Origin of the sequence: Paenibacillus sp. Cedars (assembly GCF_003184205.1) — a bacterium.
Classification (GTDB): Bacteria; Bacillota; Bacilli; order Paenibacillales; family Paenibacillaceae; genus Paenibacillus_AQ; species Paenibacillus_AQ glucanolyticus.
Genome location: NZ_CP020866.1, coordinates 1525264 through 1544015, shown reverse-complemented (window position 1 = coordinate 1544015; position 18752 = coordinate 1525264). Strand labels below are relative to the sequence as shown.

The 18752-nt window shown below is 49.4% G+C and carries 21 protein-coding genes; 5 read left to right on the top strand and 16 right to left on the bottom strand.

The features are described from left to right. Positions 1-78 precede the first annotated feature (78 nt). Entirely contained in the window at positions 79-945 is an 867-nt protein-coding gene (locus tag B9D94_RS08800; RefSeq protein ID WP_148246850.1) for a LysR family transcriptional regulator, read from the top strand. Here the strand turns inward: B9D94_RS08800 and B9D94_RS08795 are convergent. Next, entirely contained in the window at positions 940-1494 is a 555-nt protein-coding gene (locus B9D94_RS08795; protein WP_006211532.1) for a GNAT family N-acetyltransferase, read from the bottom strand. The genes B9D94_RS08800 and B9D94_RS08795 overlap by 6 nt on opposite strands. Positions 1495-1620: 126 nt before the next feature. Between B9D94_RS08795 and B9D94_RS08790 the strand changes: the two genes are divergently transcribed. Next, positions 1621-2660 (top strand): IS630 family transposase gene (locus B9D94_RS08790; RefSeq protein WP_253806011.1). Its coding sequence is split into 2 segments (ribosomal slippage): positions 1621-2121 and positions 2124-2660, totalling 1038 coding nucleotides; the frame shifts between segments, so codons are not numbered across the junction. Positions 2661-2785: 125 nt separating this feature from the next. Here the strand turns inward: B9D94_RS08790 and B9D94_RS08785 are convergent. From B9D94_RS08785 to B9D94_RS08725, 13 genes are all read right to left on the bottom strand, one after another. Further along, positions 2786-3646, bottom strand: coding sequence for an HAD-IIB family hydrolase (locus tag B9D94_RS08785; protein WP_148246849.1), 861 nt, complete (start codon positions 3644-3646; stop codon positions 2786-2788). Positions 3647-3710: 64 nt separating this feature from the next. Next, positions 3711-3992, bottom strand: a complete 282-nt coding sequence (locus B9D94_RS08780; protein WP_036641799.1) for a hypothetical protein — start codon at positions 3990-3992, stop codon at positions 3711-3713. Between the two features lie 51 nt (positions 3993-4043). Further along, a complete protein-coding gene (locus B9D94_RS08775) occupies positions 4044-4703 on the bottom strand; it encodes an HAD family hydrolase (RefSeq protein ID WP_006211535.1) in 660 nt (219 codons plus the stop codon). A gap of 8 nt (positions 4704-4711) precedes the next feature. After that, positions 4712-5269: a hypothetical protein gene (locus B9D94_RS08770; RefSeq protein WP_006211536.1), complete on the bottom strand. Its 558-nt coding sequence runs from the start codon at positions 5267-5269 to the stop codon at positions 4712-4714. 22 nt (positions 5270-5291) lie between these two features. Further along, a complete protein-coding gene (locus B9D94_RS08765; RefSeq protein WP_006211537.1) occupies positions 5292-5696 on the bottom strand; it encodes an RDD family protein in 405 nt (134 codons plus the stop codon). 36 nt (positions 5697-5732) lie between these two features. Continuing rightward, entirely contained in the window at positions 5733-6044 is a 312-nt protein-coding gene (locus B9D94_RS08760; protein WP_036641796.1) for a hypothetical protein, read from the bottom strand. Between the two features lie 266 nt (positions 6045-6310). After that, positions 6311-6724: a VanZ family protein gene (locus tag B9D94_RS08755; protein ID WP_036641793.1), complete on the bottom strand. Its 414-nt coding sequence runs from the start codon at positions 6722-6724 to the stop codon at positions 6311-6313. Positions 6725-6748: 24 nt separating this feature from the next. Beyond that, the gene (locus B9D94_RS08750; RefSeq protein ID WP_006211541.1) at positions 6749-7225 is read right to left on the bottom strand and encodes an NUDIX domain-containing protein; all 477 of its coding nucleotides are present in this window, start codon (positions 7223-7225) and stop codon (positions 6749-6751) included. A gap of 132 nt (positions 7226-7357) precedes the next feature. Further along, positions 7358-8272, bottom strand: a complete 915-nt coding sequence (locus B9D94_RS08745; protein ID WP_148246848.1) for a Gfo/Idh/MocA family protein — start codon at positions 8270-8272, stop codon at positions 7358-7360. 384 nt (positions 8273-8656) lie between these two features. Then, positions 8657-9100 carry a DinB family protein gene (locus B9D94_RS08740; RefSeq protein WP_006211544.1) on the bottom strand — a complete coding sequence of 148 codons (444 nt, stop codon included), beginning with the start codon at positions 9098-9100 and terminating at the stop codon, positions 8657-8659. A gap of 41 nt (positions 9101-9141) precedes the next feature. Beyond that, entirely contained in the window at positions 9142-10233 is a 1092-nt protein-coding gene (locus B9D94_RS08735; protein WP_148246847.1) for a winged helix DNA-binding domain-containing protein, read from the bottom strand. A gap of 49 nt (positions 10234-10282) precedes the next feature. Next, entirely contained in the window at positions 10283-11071 is a 789-nt protein-coding gene (locus B9D94_RS08730; protein WP_006211546.1) for an ABC transporter ATP-binding protein, read from the bottom strand. 147 nt (positions 11072-11218) lie between these two features. After that, complete coding sequence (locus tag B9D94_RS08725; RefSeq protein ID WP_036641781.1) at positions 11219-11686, bottom strand: hypothetical protein; 468 nt, start codon at positions 11684-11686, stop codon at positions 11219-11221. Between the two features lie 184 nt (positions 11687-11870). Between B9D94_RS08725 and B9D94_RS08720 the strand changes: the two genes are divergently transcribed. Beyond that, positions 11871-12620 (top strand): MBL fold metallo-hydrolase, encoded by a 750-nt coding sequence (locus tag B9D94_RS08720; RefSeq protein WP_036641779.1) that lies wholly within the window; start codon positions 11871-11873, stop codon positions 12618-12620. Between the two features lie 51 nt (positions 12621-12671). Here B9D94_RS08720 and B9D94_RS08715 read toward each other — a convergent pair whose 3' ends face one another. Continuing rightward, positions 12672-13610, bottom strand: a complete 939-nt coding sequence (locus tag B9D94_RS08715; protein ID WP_148246846.1) for an aldose epimerase family protein — start codon at positions 13608-13610, stop codon at positions 12672-12674. A gap of 161 nt (positions 13611-13771) precedes the next feature. Then, complete coding sequence (locus B9D94_RS08710; protein ID WP_148246845.1) at positions 13772-17110, bottom strand: DUF5107 domain-containing protein; 3339 nt, start codon at positions 17108-17110, stop codon at positions 13772-13774. A gap of 165 nt (positions 17111-17275) precedes the next feature. Here B9D94_RS08710 and B9D94_RS08705 point away from each other — a divergent pair, with 165 nt between their 5' ends. Both B9D94_RS08705 and B9D94_RS08700 read left to right on the top strand, forming a co-directional pair. Then, positions 17276-18169 carry an AraC family transcriptional regulator gene (locus B9D94_RS08705; RefSeq protein WP_148246844.1) on the top strand — a complete coding sequence of 298 codons (894 nt, stop codon included), beginning with the start codon at positions 17276-17278 and terminating at the stop codon, positions 18167-18169. Between the two features lie 68 nt (positions 18170-18237). Beyond that, on the top strand, positions 18238-18723 hold the full coding sequence (locus B9D94_RS08700; protein WP_148246843.1) for a DUF3221 domain-containing protein: 486 nt from the start codon (positions 18238-18240) through the stop codon (positions 18721-18723). The last annotated feature ends 29 nt before the right edge of the window (positions 18724-18752 follow it).

Genomic DNA, 18752 nt, shown 5'->3' with positions numbered 1-18752 from the left:
CGACATACCGTATAATGATAATTAATAATGTTGTCATCATTATTAGTGATGTCCGAAGGATGGAGAGGCGGCAGCTGTATGGAGCTTACGGATTTGAAGGTTTTTCTAAGGATTGCCGAGGAGGGGAACATCACCCGTGCTGCTGAGCAGCTCGGATATGTGCAGTCCAATGTGACGGCCCGGATCAAAAAGCTTGAGAATGAACTGGGTGTCCCCTTGTTCAACCGGCACTCCAACGGCGTGACGTTGACCGAGAAGGGGGCCACGCTCAGGGATTATGCGTGCTCCATTCTCAATTTGTCGGAGGAAGCCATTCGATCGGTACAGGAAACACCGTATCCCAGCGGCTGCTTAACCATTGGCGTTGTGGATACGGTTCATTGCGGGTACTTCATACAATCCTTGTCGGACTATCAAAATATGTACCCGGACGTCTCGCTTTCGTTATTGACGGGAAGCTCAGCCGAGCTAATCTCTCAAGTGCTGAACTACCAGCTGGACGGGGCCTTTGTAACAGGAAGTCTGCCGCCGAAAGTCGTTGCCGAATATGTGGATCAGGACGAGGTCAAGCTGTTAACGAAATCGAAGGAGCAGCCATTTCCCGATCTTGCCACAACAAAATGGGCCGTCGCCCCGTTGGGATGTCCGTTTCGAAGCACCCTTGAAAAATGGCTGTTAAGTGAAGGCATTCCGCTTACCAGGATGATCGAAGTGTCGTCGCTCGAAACTCAGCTCGGTATCGTGCGTTCAGGTCTTGCCGCTACATTGCTGCCAAGCTCCGTACTGAGCGGAGAATGTGCGAATATGGGCAGCTATTCCATACCGGAGGCCTATCGTCATAGCACAACAAGCCTGATTCGGCGGAACGACCGGTTCAGGAACAAGGCTTTTTCCGCTTTTGCCGAGCTGGTCAAGGTCAATTTTGAAATAAAGGAGCATTTATAACCGAATAATGGAGTAAACCAGAATATCCTCATAGCGCCCCTTCACCTTGAGATAATGGCGGAGCCTCCCTTCCAGCTTCATCCCGGTCTTCTCCATCACCCTATAGGAACCTGTATTATCCGGGTGGCATTTGGCCTCAATACGAACCAGCTGCAATTGGTCAAACCCGAATGTAATGACCCGCTCGATCACTTCCGTCATGATGCCCTGGTTCCAGAATTGATTGGACAATACATACCCAAGCTCCGCCTTGCGATGATCATTATCCCATTCAATGAAACTGCAGGTTCCGATGATAACGCCGGTCCCCTTGTGTTCAATCCCCCACGGCCCGACCTTCTGCAAGGTATATCGCTGCTGCACAAACTCCAAGAACCGCTGAGTGTCATCTGTCGATTGATGCGTATTCCATAAGGTATGTCTGGATACCTCAGGCACGGAGCAGTATCTGTAAATATCCATCAGGTCCCTTTGGGTGATGGGTCTTAACAAGGTTCTTGCCGTCTCCAGAATAGGGAATGGATCAAAAACATCTTCAATCTTTTTCATAAGCCCACCTCCAGATCAATAGATTTCTTCTGCTATATAGACTGAACTTAAGAACTACAAATCATCTTTACAAAGCGTCCTGAATTGGGTAATAGAAGAAACATTAACCATTAGGACGTGATCAGGATGAAGACAAAATCAAACCAAGTCAAAACGTTGGAAACGGCTCTTCGAGAGACCTCGGACAAACGAATGTACGAACGCTATCTTGCTGTCCTTCATCATCTAGAAGGCCATACGAACCGAGAAATTGCAAAGATGATTAAGCGCACGGAGAAAACCGTCAGTGGCTATATTCGCAGTTACCATGAAGGCGGTATCGATGCGCTGGCGCTTGGCCACTCCCCCGGAAAACCGCATAGATTAAGTGATGAACAGGAACAAATATTAGCTGAAACCATCGCCACCAAGCGACCCGTTGACGTTGGCATCGAGGCCAAATACACCTGGACGCTAAAGCTGACCATGCTCTTTGTTGAACGTGAATTCCAGAAAATGTTTACAGAGAGAGGGATGTCCAAATTACTTCATCGGCTGGGGTTTAGTTACACGAAAGCTACGTACACACTGGAATCAGCTGATCCAGATGAACAAGAAACCTTTCGTAACAAAACCTTCCCTGCGCTAAAAAAAAGCTTATAGACAACCAAATCGATCACTTGCTGTTCGAGGACGAGTCTATGATTCGCGCCTATCAATCCTTGCAGTACAACTGGTTTCCCAAAGGTCACCAGCGCAAGATTCCAACCTACGGTCGCCATCAAGGTGCAAAGATATTCGGCGTATTGAATTACGAAACCGGAGAAATTCTGTATCGTGACGGTGAGCGTTATGATGCGCCCGCCTTCATTCAGTTTCTTGATACCGTTCTACAGGCGTATCCGACCGGTAAGATTGTTATGATCTTAGACAATGGGAAAATTCACCACGCAAAGCAGGTCCAGGTGTACTTGCAACAACATTCTCGCCTGGATTTTGTCTTCTTACCCAAATACTCGCCCGAGCTCAATCTTGTGGAGGGACTTTGGAAATGGCTGAAGAGCGACGTGGTTCACAATGTATTTTACAAGAAGTTTTATCATATTCGACTTAACATCGCTGCGTTTATGAGACGAGTCAATATCCACCGGATGGAGACCATTGACCGCCTTTGCATCCGTCTGTAAATCAAAAGTTCAGTCTATATAGATTCATTCTCATTATTCGCCCCCAGAAAGTTCATATTCTAACCCTGTTCTGAATACTTCGGCCATCTGTATCTGACCCATTATCCGATGGTTGCATGTGTTCTTTAGAGAATGGTCTCTGTAATCGACATCTCCATCTGCTGCTGGATATAACGCGCCACGCCATCAAGCTCATTCGAGTCGATGATATGGTCGGCCAGCCGCTGAATGCTCTCATGCGCATTCCGCACCGCAATCCGGGTGCCTCCGGCTTCGAACAGCCCTACATCATTGATGTGGTCGCCGAACACCACCGTGTTCTCCAGATCGATGCCCATATGGGAGGACCATAATTGAAGCCCGTCTCTTTTGTTCGCTTTGGCATGGCTGAATTCCAGAAAATAATGGCTCGGGATATAGTAATCGGGCATCATATGCGCGTGAATCACATCCCCGAATAATTCCGTGACCTCGTGCCTGATCGGCTCCAATTCCTCATGTAATCCGATGTATGTAAGAGCTAATGTGCGGTAATCCGGCGGGCAATTCAAGAACTTCACTTCCATGAACCTCGGATCATGGGGACGACTATGGAAAAAGGCCTTCTCTCCCTCTCTTAGCAGCGACTCATGCAGAACACGCTCCTGATGGTCCACATCCAATGAAAAATAGTAAGGAGTAATGCCATACTTCCTCCCAACGTCGATAATCTCATTCGAGATATCCCGCTCCAGCCAGTATCCATCTATAACGGAACGGGTCAAGCCGTCGTATATCAATGCACCGTTATACAGAATCGAGGGGTATCTCCAAGTGATGTCCGAGACAACGCTTAAAGCGCTAATATATCCGCGAGCTGTCGCAAACGTAACGACCATATCCTGCTCCAGCGCACTGGAGATAACCTCCGTTGTGTAGGACGAGAGTCTCTGATCCGATCGCAGCAGCGTTCCGTCCAGATCGGTAATATAAACTTTGTTCTTCATGTAGAAGCCCTGCCTCCTTCCCCGTACTGTTGGGTACAGATAAATTGCTTCATATTAATATGATTTAGACCCCAAGGATCAGATAACCCAGTGTCATATAAAGAACCAGAAATAACAATAACATCGAATGTCCAGCAATGGCTGTGATACCGATTCGCGAGAGACTGCCGCGATATTTGCTTACAAGCGCCAGCAGGATACCTACGGGCGACAACAGAAGAATCGCAGCGAACCATAGTCCCTGAAACGGACTGCCCGCCACAAACGGAAACAGGAAGCTGTACAACGTGAACAGCGTAATGCAGACAAATAAAACAAGAGACAAGTGGGATACATATCTTCTCATCACGTAACCTCGGTCAACATACCTGACAGAATGCCTGCCCTGCGAATGACCTCAATCCTTTCCTAGCGGCTGAAGAAAACCGAGAACTTCCCGTATATCCTGAATTTGCGCAAACGGAGCAACATCCATGCTGTTCATTTTCGCTCCGTCTCCACGATAAGCAATGAACGGCATTCCAGCACTCTCGGAAGCCTTGCCGTCAACCCATGCATCTCCCACAGACAGCCATTCCTTAGGCGACGTATGCGAAAAATGCTTTAGTACCTGCAGATAACCGTCCGGTGCAGGCTTCAATGAGCCCATGGCTTCTCTGCCGATAATAAGATCGAAATAATGAGCGACCCCGTTCTCGTTCAGTGCCGACATCGCCGCTTCTAAAGCGTTATTGGTCACAATGACCAGGTGCAGCTGCCCGTGCAGCTGCTGGATGAGCTCCATGGACCCTTCCTCAAGATGGGCTCCGATCATCCCTTGGATTTCATGTTTTTTCGCAATATCCCACATTTCGCTACTCAGCTCTTCCGACAGTAAACCCGTGTTCATGGCTTCTGCAATGACGGTAGAGGTTGTGTGGAGGTCCAAGCTAAGACCTGCGGGCAACAATCGGTGGTCGCATAAAAATGTATAGATCTCACGTTTCATGGCTCCAAAATCAATGCTTGAATGCAGCAGCGTATTATCCATATCAAACACAATGCCTTTGATCATCATTTCGATATCTACTCAACCCCATTCATGGAAACTCCATCAATCGCAGCCCCTGCGGGTAGTCCTGATTTGGGGATGCTGATCAGAGACGTAATGCTGGCATCGCCGGGGTAATCCTTCGTGCCATCGCCCTGATGAGGTTCCAAAGTGATATAAAGGTGATTCTTATCGTTCCCTTTCTGTTCGCCAGCCATCTGAATCGACGTAATCCGAAACCCTTTGGACGTCGGAAGGAATCCCCCGCTAATCAACATATAGAATTCCTCATCCGTTTCCTTGAGTACCCATCCTCCGGGAGCCAGATGAATTCCATCCTCGTAAAGCTTCTCAATTTCCGGATCAAGGTGCTCTTCTGTCCGATACTCCCACGTAAAGTCTGGGGCGGTTTTGGAGTATAAGAGCTGAGAGTACGGAACTTCCCGATAATCTGCTTCTTGTCCCGGACGTTCTTCTTCGCTCACGCTTTCTGTATAAAATGACTCGCCCGACCTCTGATCATAACATCCCGAAGACAACGTCATGGCTACAAGCAGCGCAAACATCAACCTGCTGTTAATCCCTACTCGCATGGTTCATAATCTCCCTGTTTCCCTAGTCGTGTACAACTTCCGTACCCGCAATAAAATCATGAAGGGAACGCTTATCCTCACGCAATGCCACCATGAAAATGCTCACAATGATTCCGATGCCAAGCGTTAACGCATACACGATTCCTGCTACGAGGTTTCGGAGCAGCATCGTTCCAATGCCCGGCGGCTCAAGAAAATCGAACTTTCGAATGCGAATGCGGCATATGCGCTTCCCAATGGTATAACCATTCCAATACACCGGCACTAGAAGGCCGTATAGAGCATAAATCAAATTACTGATCGGCTCATTCTCATAATCCCCTGTGATTATGCCTGCAATGATGGATAAAGGAAGTCCAATAATCAATCCATCCAGAATATTTGCGCCAAGTCGGATCCAAAAGCCAGCCACTTGGTTGTCGTTCATCCCATTCCCCCCTCAACGTTAAGAACCTCAAACAACTCAACGCTTTATTTTTTGCACCCTTCGTTTATCATTAGGCTGATCAAATTCTCTCCAGTTGCTCTTGATTTTTCTGAGATCCTGCTCGTGCCATCGACGAATCGTAGGCCCCATGAAACACAAAATACCGATGGTCAGGCTAATTATACTCAATATCAACGGTCCTCTTCCTACATAACTTAACATCGCCTCATACATCTCTTTGTTCCATGACGAGACATTCGATCCGAATATGGCAGCTGCGATATACCGGGTTCCATACAGAAAGGCGGATATGCAGATAAATATCATGCCCATCGTTTTATGATTCATAGGTGTTCAGTCCTTCCTTATGATCACTGGCCTGCTCTCCATGCTTGATAAATAAGCTCTCTACACCATCCTTTAGTCCTATGTACACTTTATGCCTCAGTCAGCTTGCTGAACACAGAATCTCTCACGGATGCCTTACCTTCCCGCACATATTTTCCCAATCCCTGATATCATTGTAAACTCCAGCTTCTCATCGAACAATCACCGTAGTGAAGCCGTTCTGCTCCTTATCATAAACGATCGGGTTTTCTATCTAAAATGTGCCGCTACCTGGCTCTCCATTTCATACTGATACGCAGCAGCCCGTAACCAATCGTAGCCCCTAGCGAATTCAAGATAAAATCATCGACATCGAAGCTCCCTCTCCGTGTGATCAGCTGTGCCATTTCGAGCAGGAACAACCCGATTACAAAGACACCCAGCATCTTCAGATAACGAAGCCGAAACAGGAGCGGGAGCAGCACGCCAAAAGGCACAAACACAGCGATATTCCCCATAATATTAATGATCGAGCTCGTCGAGCGAACAGGAAAATAGGTGACCATCGTCGAGAACGGAACCAGATTATAGCTGTATTCATGACGTACGGTCCGGCCGAAGCCCCAGAGCATCCAATAACCCAGCAAAATGGTGTATCCGATTAGAAGGATCAAGGCGATCATTTTATAAGGTGATTTCATTTACGTTCTCCCGGTTCGTCTGGCTCATACATATTTATCCAACATATAATCCTCAATGATCTCGATATTTCTACGCTCCTGAGCGTACTGCTTGATGTGATTCCTGATATTAGGATATAAAATAATGCCGTCAAGCTGGCTAAGCGGTATCCATTTCACATCGGATTGATTCGGATCCGGTGTAGGTGGAAGTTTAGGGAACGCCCCCTCTAGCGGATAACATTCAAAAACGATATACAACGTATGAATATCCGATATGTTATGGCGTACTTGCTTATGCGGGGCATTTTCATACACAAACGCGACAGGTCCTGCCTCAGCTTCCAACATGGTTTCCTCGTACAATTCTCTCAAGGCGCCTTCCACAATCGACTCTCCCGGCTCGGCTCCTCCCCCGGGCAAATTATAATGGACTCCGTTCTCGTCATCATATTCAACCAATAGAATCTGCTCGTCCTGAAAGACCAGGGCCGTCGGTCTCACCCGGATATGATATGTCACGTATCCACCTCTCTCTGCTAAAAACTTGGGGCAAACGCCCTTGGTCTGTCCATCATACAATTAGCGGTACCGAATAGGAATAGGTTCTACTGGAAAGTACACGAACGGACATCGACATATGTCATGCCTATGTTACGCCATGTTATAACCATCCAGCCTCACCGTTTCTCCGGTTTCGCGGGAGACATTCGCCGCCTCCAGAAAACGAATGATCTCCAGAGTTTCAGATAAGGGAACACCCGATACACCTGTCGTGAACATCTGCATGATCTGGTCCAACAGACTCGCGTAATACGGTTTGGGATGCTCCATGATGTCCACAAAACTGCTGCCCTCTGTACGATGAATGGTGATCCCGAAGCGATCATTGCCTGCACGATTGCCACGAATCGTCCCGATTCTCCCATCTTTCCAAACTGCTGTTAATACGTCATGGAACTCCGTTGCAGCTGTATGTACACTTTCGCACCCTGTACCGAGAACTCTGTACAGCATCTCAGCCGCGTGAATGCCATACCAGAACAATCCTGGCTGTGTGGGCTGAAGGGGAAGCGGTCCCGCGCAATCTACCCCGATGATATCCCCTTCCCCGCAACGGGCCAGTTCATCCTGAAGCCCTTGGGCATACCGAAGGGACGAACTGCTCATCACCGTCACCTGAAACCGCTCGGCCAGTTCGATCATTTCCTTGGCATCCTTACTTGTCACCGCAAACGGTTTGTCAATAAACACCCGTCGGCAATACGGAGCAATCGCACGAAACAAGGATAAATGCGTCCTTCCGTCAACCGCTACCAGCATCACGGCATCGACTTGTTTTGCCACGTCTTCCGGACGATCCAATATTTCGGTTCCCCATGCAGCGAGTTCCTTCGTATATCCCTCCACCCGGCTCATGCTAAGCTCAAAGTCCGGTGACCCGCCGGGAAAAGCTGCCGTTATCCGTGCGCCGGGAACGTAATATGGATGGTTTGTGTCAAACAGCATTTTCGAGAAAATGGAGACATGCGATGTATCCAAACCAATCATACCGATCTTTACTGTCATGAGTTTATCTCCCTCACCTTCAGGTTGAATATGATGCGCAAGCCTTGCCATTGCCCGTGTTACGGGACGAGATCCAGCAGCGCTGGAGCATATGCCTAGGCATTCACTCCATCATATCACCCCTGTTGTCTAACGGACGCAACTTTAATTCGTCTTTTAATCCAGGCTTGCATCCAATAGAAACAGACTGCCCCCGTCCGATTACAGACGTTGACAGCCTTCTTAGGTCGAGCAATAAATGCTTCGTGCAATTGAACAACGGGCAATCGCTCCATGCCTAAATCCAAAACCTTAACAACAACAGATCCTAAGGCTGCAAATTCAGCGCCTGAACTTACAAGATACCTTCCATTTATCATGTGCACGCTAACCCCGCGGCTGCGGTTATGCCTCGATTTGTTCCAGATGATGAATCAGATGATCCACATAATCGTTAAACAACCACTCCAGCGTAACCTCCGTTTTGTCCGGGAGCACGCACTTTTTTTGAAAATCGGAGGTCTCGGCTGCTCGCATCACACGCAGAATCATCCGGTTAAGGTGCTGCCACAGCGACAAAACTTCCGATGGATCATACTGATTCTGGTAATCGTGCACCTGAACCCAGTCGTTCTGCGCGTACCCCTGAATGGCAATGGGATACTCGGACAGCAAAATTTTCACGAACCGAACATGGTTATGAACCGCCGAGTCGCATAAATGGCCCAGGATCTCCTTTTTGGACCATTTATCAGGCGAGAGTTTCAAATTAAATTCCATCTCGCTCGTGGCGGTTACAATCTCCGTCATGTCAGCAATTAATTCGTCCAGCTTCAATATCGATTCCATGTTTTCTCTTCCTCCTTAAAAACTCCTCTCAGCCAACAAGCTTAGAGAGATTGATTCAGTTCTGTTCTTGTAAGCGGCAGTCCCATAAAATCGCTATAATCCTTGGCGGCTTCCATGAACTTCCCTTCCAGATCGCCTATCGATGCGAACGGGTTTAATGTGATTTCGATGCCGCTGCGTTTGATCTCCCGCTTCCACACGCCGACGATTTCCCCGCCTATGACCATCAACGGTTGAAAAACCCCGTTGCGATGGGGGGCGATCTTGGGATCGTGCTCGGTCTCTATGATTGCGCTGCGGTCTTTGTAACCCAAGTAATATTCATCGAATCCCGGAAGCAGAACAACCGAATGGGTATCCCCAGACACCGGCGGACCAGAGGCTGAAACCCAGTATTCCGTACCATGCACATGGACAGATCGAAGCTCGGGTTTAATCATATCCAGGCCCCGTCTAGCTTCTGTCAGCGTCAGACCGCTCCACCATGCAAAATCCTGAATCATTGCAGGCCCATGACCAGTAAAATATCGAAGCGCAAGCTCCACCAATGCTTCTTCGTATGTAAGCTCTCTGGAATTGCGTACCCATTCGTCCAGCAGCACGAAGGTTTGCTGTTTGCCTTCAAGCGGGCCGAAGCAGATCATGCCGCTTCGCCCCAAATATCCAAGAATATAATAGCCGCGGCCATTCTTTGTGCTGATTCCCGCTTCCTCCAGCAGCTCCATCAATCTGGGACGGGAGACGGGCGTGCAGTCCTTCATGGCTTCATACAGGACATTTTTACATTTGTTCATGGTGGCTGCATCCAGATCAAGCTCCGTTTGTTTTTTCTGGTCATTGGAATACAGGCGCGATTCTGTCAGCTTCACCATCCATTTAACATCCTCAGCCGGTACGAAGAATATCGTCCCGCGCATCGGCCAGGTCAGCACAATCTTGCGATCCAGCACCGCCTGCTCCACATCATACAGCCTCGCAGATTGCGTACGCAGCCCGATCCCCCACACTGCCTGATGATAATCCTGTGCCTGCACAGCCCCGAGTCCTCTGACTGCTGCCTCCGGACTCTCATACTTCGTGCCTGTTATCCGCTGATTGAACAGCCTTGGATCCGATATGATTTGACTTGGCACCCCATCCACTCCCCCTGGTCATGAATATCGCAGCGTGCTCAACACCTCTTTATTTTAAATCCGGAATGGACATCCAGGCACGATCATTCTGCCAGCTCACCTCTACCGGTGTCTCGAAGAACGAAGTCAGATTGTCGCTTGTCAGCATATCCTTGGAAGGCCCCTTGCCAAATACACTGCCCCGGCGAATGAGCAAGGAGTGCGAGAAAATCGGCAGAATCTCTTCAATATGATGCGTAACGAACAGCAAAGTCGGTGCATCGGGTTTTGATGCCAGTGCAGTGATACTCGACAGCAGCGCTTCCCTCGACAGAAAATCAAGTCCGTTGCAGGCCTCGTCCAGAATCAGCAGTCTTGGGGATGCCATAAGCGCACGGGCGATCAGCAGCTTCTGCTTCTCCCCTTGCGAACAGGTTTCATAGGTACGGCCCAGCAAATGGATGCAATTAAAATCCTTCATCAGCTGCTCCGCTTGTTCCCGGTCCGCTTCATCAACCTTCTGGTATAAACCGATCGATGCATGTTTACCGCTAATCACGACATCGAGCGTAGACTCGCTGGGCCGGATTCTTTCTTGCAGAGAGGAGCTAACCCAGCCTATCGATTTACGCAATTCTCTTAAATCCACTCTGCCAAAAAGATTCCCGAGCACCGAAACAGTCCCGCTAGTCGGCCAGATGTACCCGTTAATCATATTCAAAATCGTTGTCTTGCCGGAGCCATTCAGCCCAAGAACCGCCCAATGCTCTCCTTGCTGTACCGTCCAATCCACGCCTGTAAGAACGGTCTTCTGTTCCCGTCTCCAGGTTACATTATTCAGTTCAATCGTCGTGTTCATTGCTGTTCCTCCCCCTTTTTATTCGCTTGGTCGCCGCGTTTCTCTTTTCAAGGATTATACCAGCAATTACATATTCCTCAATAGTTAAATGATGTTAGGTTAAGTGACGCAATGGGGGTGATAAATGACTGATACAGCCTTATTGCGCTACCCAGCATGGTTACGATCCTTTAGCATTTGTTGGATTTCCTCCAGAAGCTCCGTATTTCGAAGCATCAAGTCTTCATTTTGTTTCTTCGTTTCCTTATTTCGTTTAGCGCTATCCAATACAAGCATAAAGCTGATCGCGGCAGAACAAATCGTCAGACCTTCAGCTAATATCGTAAGGTCAATTCCTGAGTTTAACCCCTCTACAACTCTGAACACGCCGATAAAGAATAAGATTGCAAGCACAACAAGAGAAAAACGGATCATTTCCTTCCGATTGAGCAGCAGTTCTGTTTTTTGTAAAACGTACACTAGCGGTTTACCAAGTATTTTCAAGCCATCCACGTACGCCTTTATGATAAAACTTAACATTCGTTTCTCACTTTCTTTGGACATCGCGTATTCTATTATCCCCGATATTAAAATAGGCGAAGTTATTACTAGTAATTTAAATATGGAAACAAGCATCCAACAAACTCCCCATTCTGAAAGCAATCACGAAATAAATATTGACAAATTAATTTATATATGTTATGATAAGATATTTACTATTTACACAATTATATTGATTTGATATTCTACTTCTGCTTAAACTTCTCTGGAAGATGAAATAGGGATAGGTGATATCCCTTAATAGTGGAGGTATGTAGATATGCTAATCAATCAAGGCATCAAAATGCTGGAAATTTCCGCCGCGATGATGGGAAGAATCGAAACGATCCATCCGACATTGATATGGGATCATCAGAATCTGGTTCTCATCGATACCGGCTATCCCGGACAGTTCGCGCTTATTCAGGAGCAGCTATCGAGCTGCGGAGTATCCGTTCAGGATATAACCAAAATCATTATATCACACCAGGATCTGGATCATATCGGCAGTTTGCCGGATGTAATTCGTAACAGCAACCGCACACCTGAAGTGTTCGCCAGCGAAATAGAGAAGCCTTACATCGAAGGGGACAAGAGACTTGTCAAATTATCTCCTGAGTCCATAACACAAGCGCTGGCTTCGCTTCCTGCCGCCGTTCCGCCGGAGTGGAAGAACGCTTTTAGGCATACTCTTGAGAACCCTCCCCAAGCGGAAGTGAACAGTATCCTGCACGATGGCGAGGAACTTCCGCTAGGTGGCGGCATCATAGTTATTCACACTCCGGGTCACACCCCAGGTCATACCAGCTTGTATCACCGACCGAGCAAAACCTTGATTGCCGCAGACGCAATGAACGTTAGAGACGGTCAGCTGCTGGGACCGGACCCGGCAGCCAGTTCTGACTTGGCGTTAGCCAAGCTTTCCTTACAGAAGCTCACTCACTATGATATTCATAACGTGATCTGTTATCATGGCGGCTTATATACCGATAACCCCAATCAACGAATCCGTGAATTATCTTACGAATGAAATCGTGAAAGCATCCTCACTCAAGAGCAAGATATCCTATTTCTTCAGCCATCATATCCAGCAAATCTCAAGATACCACGTATACGTGCCGCCCGCCGGTACCTCCGCTGCCGCCTGATGACCCATCGCATACGAAAGGTCGTCAAGCAGCCCCGTAGCAGGCTCAATCGCCAGATGATACTGCCCTTGGTAACCGCCATAGTTCGCCCACACCGATAAGTACGGCACCTTCTCTGGAGGGAACATCAAGCGGATGCCTTCTTCAGTCCGGGGATCATAGAGTGAAACCTTGCCCTCGGGCAGCTCTCCCACAAAATAATATTTCTCTGCTGATTGCTCATGCCGGCTGCAGGTTCGATCCAAGCGGATATCCACTCTCTCCTCCAGTGGCTGCGGCCATTTCAGGACATCGCCGGTTATGCCCAATCGGTCTTGGGCGGAATACGATACAATCATCTCGGTCAGCTCTTCGGGAACCATCATCTCCATCCCCTCTTCAATCTGAAATAGCGGATGGGCCGCCCATAAGAAAGAGAACGGAAAGCGGCTCGGATTGCAGACTTCATAATCGATCCGCAAGCAGTCCTCGCGGGGGAAGGAATATCTTTTGCGCAGTTGGTAAGGCATTCGGATCCCCTGTACGCTGCAATGAAGCTGCTCTTGCTCGCAGTGAACCGTCCACGGGATGGACCATACCTCACCGTGATCCGGGAGCTCAGTTCCCTTCCATGGGAATGCAGGGTACCGGCATGTATTGATCGTCGGAAACATCTCATCCCAGCCGCTGCCGTCCCGATCTCCGAAGGAGCTTGCATATTCGTTCGCTTCCAGCTTTCCGGCTGGCTGCGTCAACCACTCCCGTCCGGTTCTGCAATTGCGGAGCGAGATTACCCTGCTTCCCAGTTCAGGCACCATAACCAGTTCCATAACCCCAGTGCTTCCTGTCCATACCTCATATCCATCCAGCTTCCCTTGGCTCCAGATCAACATGGTCATCCTCCTTCGTTCCTTCCATATAACCTTTGAAAAATACAACACAAATGCTCAAGGACCGTATACCATACGGTCCTTGATTTTGTACATCTTTGCGTATTGTCCCTTCGCACACATGGCGAGTAGCACGGGCACACCTGGAGGGCGTCCGAACACAATTAGATGGAAGCCGAGCACAGCGCCAAGTGTTGCGCCGCTCCTTGATGATGAGGCTCCAGCTTGAGCGCCTGCCCCAAGTGCTTCTCAGCATCCTGCCGTTTATTTAGGCCGAGATAGCCAAGGCCCATCATATAATGGCAGTGAATCTCGTTTCTTCTGTTCAGATCCTCGTCAAACACGAGGAAATCCGGCAGCGATACCGCAAAATAATCGATGCTCTGCGGCTCGAATATATGCTTCTCCCCGTAATCAATCAGCTTGTTGAAGCGACTCCGCGCCTCAAGCTCTCTGCCCAGCTGTCTTAGCGCAGCCCCTTGATAAAAAATCATGTGCGGCGGCTGATCGTTATAATACATCGCACTTGTCAGTTCATCCAGCCCTTCGGATGCTCGCTGGAAGTATATCTTCGCCTCTTCCGGTCGGCCAATACCTTCGTACGCACAGCCTAAATAATAGTCGATGTTATTCTCTTGCGCGCCCGTGAGTTTGCCTTCATTGATGTTGAGCGGATACTGCTTGGCTGCAAGCAAATGCGTCACGGCTTCCTCATATCGATGCTCCATCAACAGGCCCTTCGCGAGCTCTACCCGAGCCAGTACGTATTGCGTCGGCACCTTACCCTCACCGCCCTCCCATGGATGGAAGTGACGTTTCAGAATCAATGCCAATGCCTCCTCGTAACGATTCAACGTGTTGTGCAGCGTAATATACTCCAGATATAAATCGTCGCGCAGCTCTACCAGCTCCATGTGCTCCTCCATCGCCTTCAAGCGATCAGCCGGGGCATGCCCTAACTTCTTATACAACTGGTCCAGCTCGTAGAAGACTCTGGCATCCGCCGGGTTCAGCGAGAACGCGGTTTGCAAGGATGCCAGCGCCTGGGCGTGGTCCTGCCTTTTGTTATAGTAAGCCAGCGCCAGATTCCGCTGCGGCGTAGGGAAGCTGTCATCCAGAGCAACTGACGCTTCCCAACTGCTTACGGCTTCCTCGTAGCGCTTCTTGTCATACAGCAGATTCCCTAGGTAATACAACGCCTTGGCATCATCAGGATGAACCTTGAGCGCTTGCTTCAATGTTACATAGTCATATAGGGAATTCGGGAAGCAGTAGGACGGATCGGCCGCAGAGGCCATTCGATAAGAGGCGGATGCCTCTTCCTCTTGGTTCATTTTCATGTGGTAGCTGCCCTGATAATAATGAACCATCGGATATACCGCAGGACTGGTACGGCGTTCGATAAATTTGAGAATGTCCAAGGCATCGCCATACTGCCCCGCATCCGCATAATCCTGGGCAAGGGCGATATAGTGGTGCGGATCGCCACGCATAAGATGTAGAAGCGACTCCAAAGTACGCTGACTGGTATCCTCTTGCTTCTGTTCTCGATATACATTTACCAGCTCATTCCTCGCACCCGCATCCATCGGATCCAGCTTGATGGTTTCCTGAAGCCACAATTCCGCTTCGCTCAAGCGTCCCAGCCTTCTTAGGATGATGCTCTTGAGATGGCGCGCTTTGTAATTCCGGTACTGGGCAGCCAGGGATCGTTCGATCAGCTCGAACGCCTCCTCATACTCCTGCTTCTCGCAGGCAATCTGAGCCAATGCCAGATAACCCGCACCCTGCCAGGCTCCCGACCAGACAGACTTGTAGAAATAGGCGTATGCTTCATCAAGACGCCCCTGCCATTTCAGGGCTTTAGCCAAATGGTAGAACGGCTCGCTGTCATACGGACGTGCGTTATGGCGAGTCAGGGTCTCGATGGCTTTTTTGAAATAGGCTTCACCCTGCTCCAGGCAGCCCCTGCGCAGCAGCAGCAATCCGTAGGCGTTGTTCAGCCTCACATCCCCCGCATCGCGCCGAAGTCCTTCCATATAGTAGGCTTCCGGCTCATAAGTGGCGTGCCGGTACTGTTCCAGATGCTGCCCTGCCAAGTAAAGGGCCTCGGTATTCTTCAATCCCTCCGGTGCACCAATCGCTTGGGCCGGGTCCGGAGTTCGCTCCAATCCGCGCGGCTTCGGTCGGTAGGACACCAATTCGCTGCCGTCCGCAGCAATAACCGCAAGCCTCAAATTCTCTTCATTCACATCGTGATCCAGCTCGATCACGCTCTTGAAGGTATCGGCAGGGGACAGCTTGACCTTACGGTCCAAATACGTCTGTCCCCCTCCCGTCAATAGAATGCGAGCCTCTTCCCTGACCGAGGTGGCATAAGCATGTACAACCGCCTGCTTGCCCTGGACTTCCAGGTTAACAGCCGCATCGATAGAAGCATTCTTCACCATGCCGATGTTTTTATACGGCATGAAGTACTGCTTGAAGCTCTTCTCCTCGTAAGGCGCGAGCCAGGTGAAATCCGGCTGGTTGTCGGTGTATACGCCGGTCATAAGCTCGATGTACGGACCGTCTTCGTCGGTCAGATTGCGGTCCCAGGCTTGGCCGAACTCGCCGTGACCCCACGTCCACTGTTTTTTGCCGGGGGAGATATGTTTATTGGCGACATGCAGAATTCCCGCATCCAAGCTATGATCATACCCGCCCACGAAATTGTAATCCGAATGATAGGCCATATAGGAAGTAGGTACCGGGATGTTGCGGTACTTGGAAATGTCCACGCCTGCGGAATAGTCCTGCTTATAGTAGGTGCCCGTCGCAATCGGGAACTTCGACACATCCCGTTTCCCATGGTCGAACACCGCATGAACATCCGGCGGGAATACGGACTGGGTGTGATCGTTGACGGCCACGGCCGGATTCGCCCACCAGAGAAAGGTCTGCGGCTCCGAGGTGCGATTATACATCTGCGCATGAATTTCCAGATAAGCCTTCCCCGGATAGAGCGTGAACCCGGTGGACACCTTCGTTCCGTACATTCGATCGATCTCGCCGACCCATACCGTTTGGCTGCCGTCTGGATTCCCTTCCAGCCTCCAATTCACTTCCCCATAGGTGTTCGGACGGTGATGCTGAGGCCAGTTGAATTCGATCCCCCCGGATATCCAGGGGCCGGCAAGTCCAACTAAAGCCGGTTTGATCACTTGATTGTAGTACACAAAATCATAGTTGTTGGTTTTGTCGATGGCCCGGTAAATCCGGCCGCCAATCTCGGGCATGATTTGAATCTGGACATAATCATTTTCCAGGAAAATGATTCGGTAAGACTTGGGCACCTTCTCATCGTGAATTTTATCAATGACAGGCAGCGGATATACTCTCCCCGAGCTCCCCTGATATACCCGTTTCTCCAGAAACATGGGGTTGCGGTCCGGCTTGCCCACCTCATACGTGGGGATTTCCACCGTCTGCTCCCATACCCTTACTTGCGATGGCTGTGTCATGATCATCATCCCTTTCGATTTCGTAAACTCGGCTGCTTCTGTTTCTATCTTAGTAGTCCGAGTTCACAAGAGCCATTGACGATCTCATGTTCATGATGGATTATATTCTGATTGTTCATATTCCACACGGTTGACAAACACCAGCCCCCGAATCATAGTATAACTATGGATAATTTACGAAAATCAGACGGATTTCAATCCCAGAAAATTATCGTCCTGCCGGATCATATTATGCAAGAAGCTGCCCGGCATCCGCTTGTTCAGCCTCTGCATGTGACGGACATTGGATATTTCCCGCGTGCGCTTCATCACTATCGGGAGCGTCCGGAAGGCAGCGCGGCTTACATCGTTATGTATTGCGTGGAAGGAGAAGGCTGGTGCCGGATGAACGGCCATAAAGCGTTCCGGCTTCTCAAGGGCCAGGTGGTTGTCATTCCGCCGGGTACTCCGCATGCGTATGCTTCGTCGGAGCAGCAGCCCTGGAGTATTTACTGGTGGCATATGAAAGGGCAATCTGCGGGCGATTATTACGAAGGCTTCAGCGACGCCGCGGAACCGGCGGTCATTCCGGTCGATCAATCGCGGCGAATGGTGGAGCTGTTCCAGGAGAGTTATGATCTGCTGCAAAAGGGGTATACGCTGAACCATATTATCCATGTCTCGCAATTGGCGGGCCACCTGGCGGCTATCATCCGGCTTGCCCGGCTTCAGCCCCAGCATGGCCTTCAACCGCCGCACAAGCACGATCTGGACGAGACGCTGCGCTTCATGACAGAGCATCTGGAGCGCAATGTGAGCCTGAAGGAGCTTGCGGCTTACGCCAATCTGTCCGTCCCTCACTTCACCTTCCGATTCAAGGAAGCGACGGGTTATTCCCCGATCGATTACTACCTGCGCCTCAAGATCCAGCTCGCTTGCCAGCATCTGGACCTGACCGGCCAGAGCATCAAGGAGATCAGCCACCGGCTCGGGTTCCAGGACCCGTACTACTTCTCGCGGCTGTTCAAAAAAATCATGGGCAAGTCCCCTTCCGATTATCGGGATACCCGGAAGGGGTAATCTCGTCGCCGCCCGATTCAATCTTTACCACGTCTACTAGCCCTTACTATTTTCAGGAGGAAAAAGCGATGAACAAATCTCTGCTTGTCTTCATGATATTGGCTATCCTTATCTGTGGTTGCAGTAATAACAGTGATAGCGCGGATCAACCTGAGCCTGAGTATATCGGGTATGTCGTTCAACAAGAAGAGAACAGGATCTTGGTAACCCATTACGATGAACAATCCGAATTAAATGACGCGATTTGGATAAGAACCAAGAAAAATATAGCGTTAGGTCAAAAAGTTTCCATTGAACTCGATGGCGGCATCGAAACCTCCTATCCTGCCCAAGCTTCAGCTAAGAACATAGATATCATCAAAACCGAACAGCCTGAAGCATCCCGACTCACTCAGCAAGAAGTCATTATCAGGACATTGGACCACTTTAACACGATCGGATTGCCGTTTGTTAAATCGATTCATTATTCCGAGGTGAAGAATGTTTGGACCGTTGTCATGCTTGACGGCCAATCCGATGTAGTGAAGGATATGGAATATACAGTAGAGGGCTAGCGACGATAACATTGCCGTTAGCGTAGAAG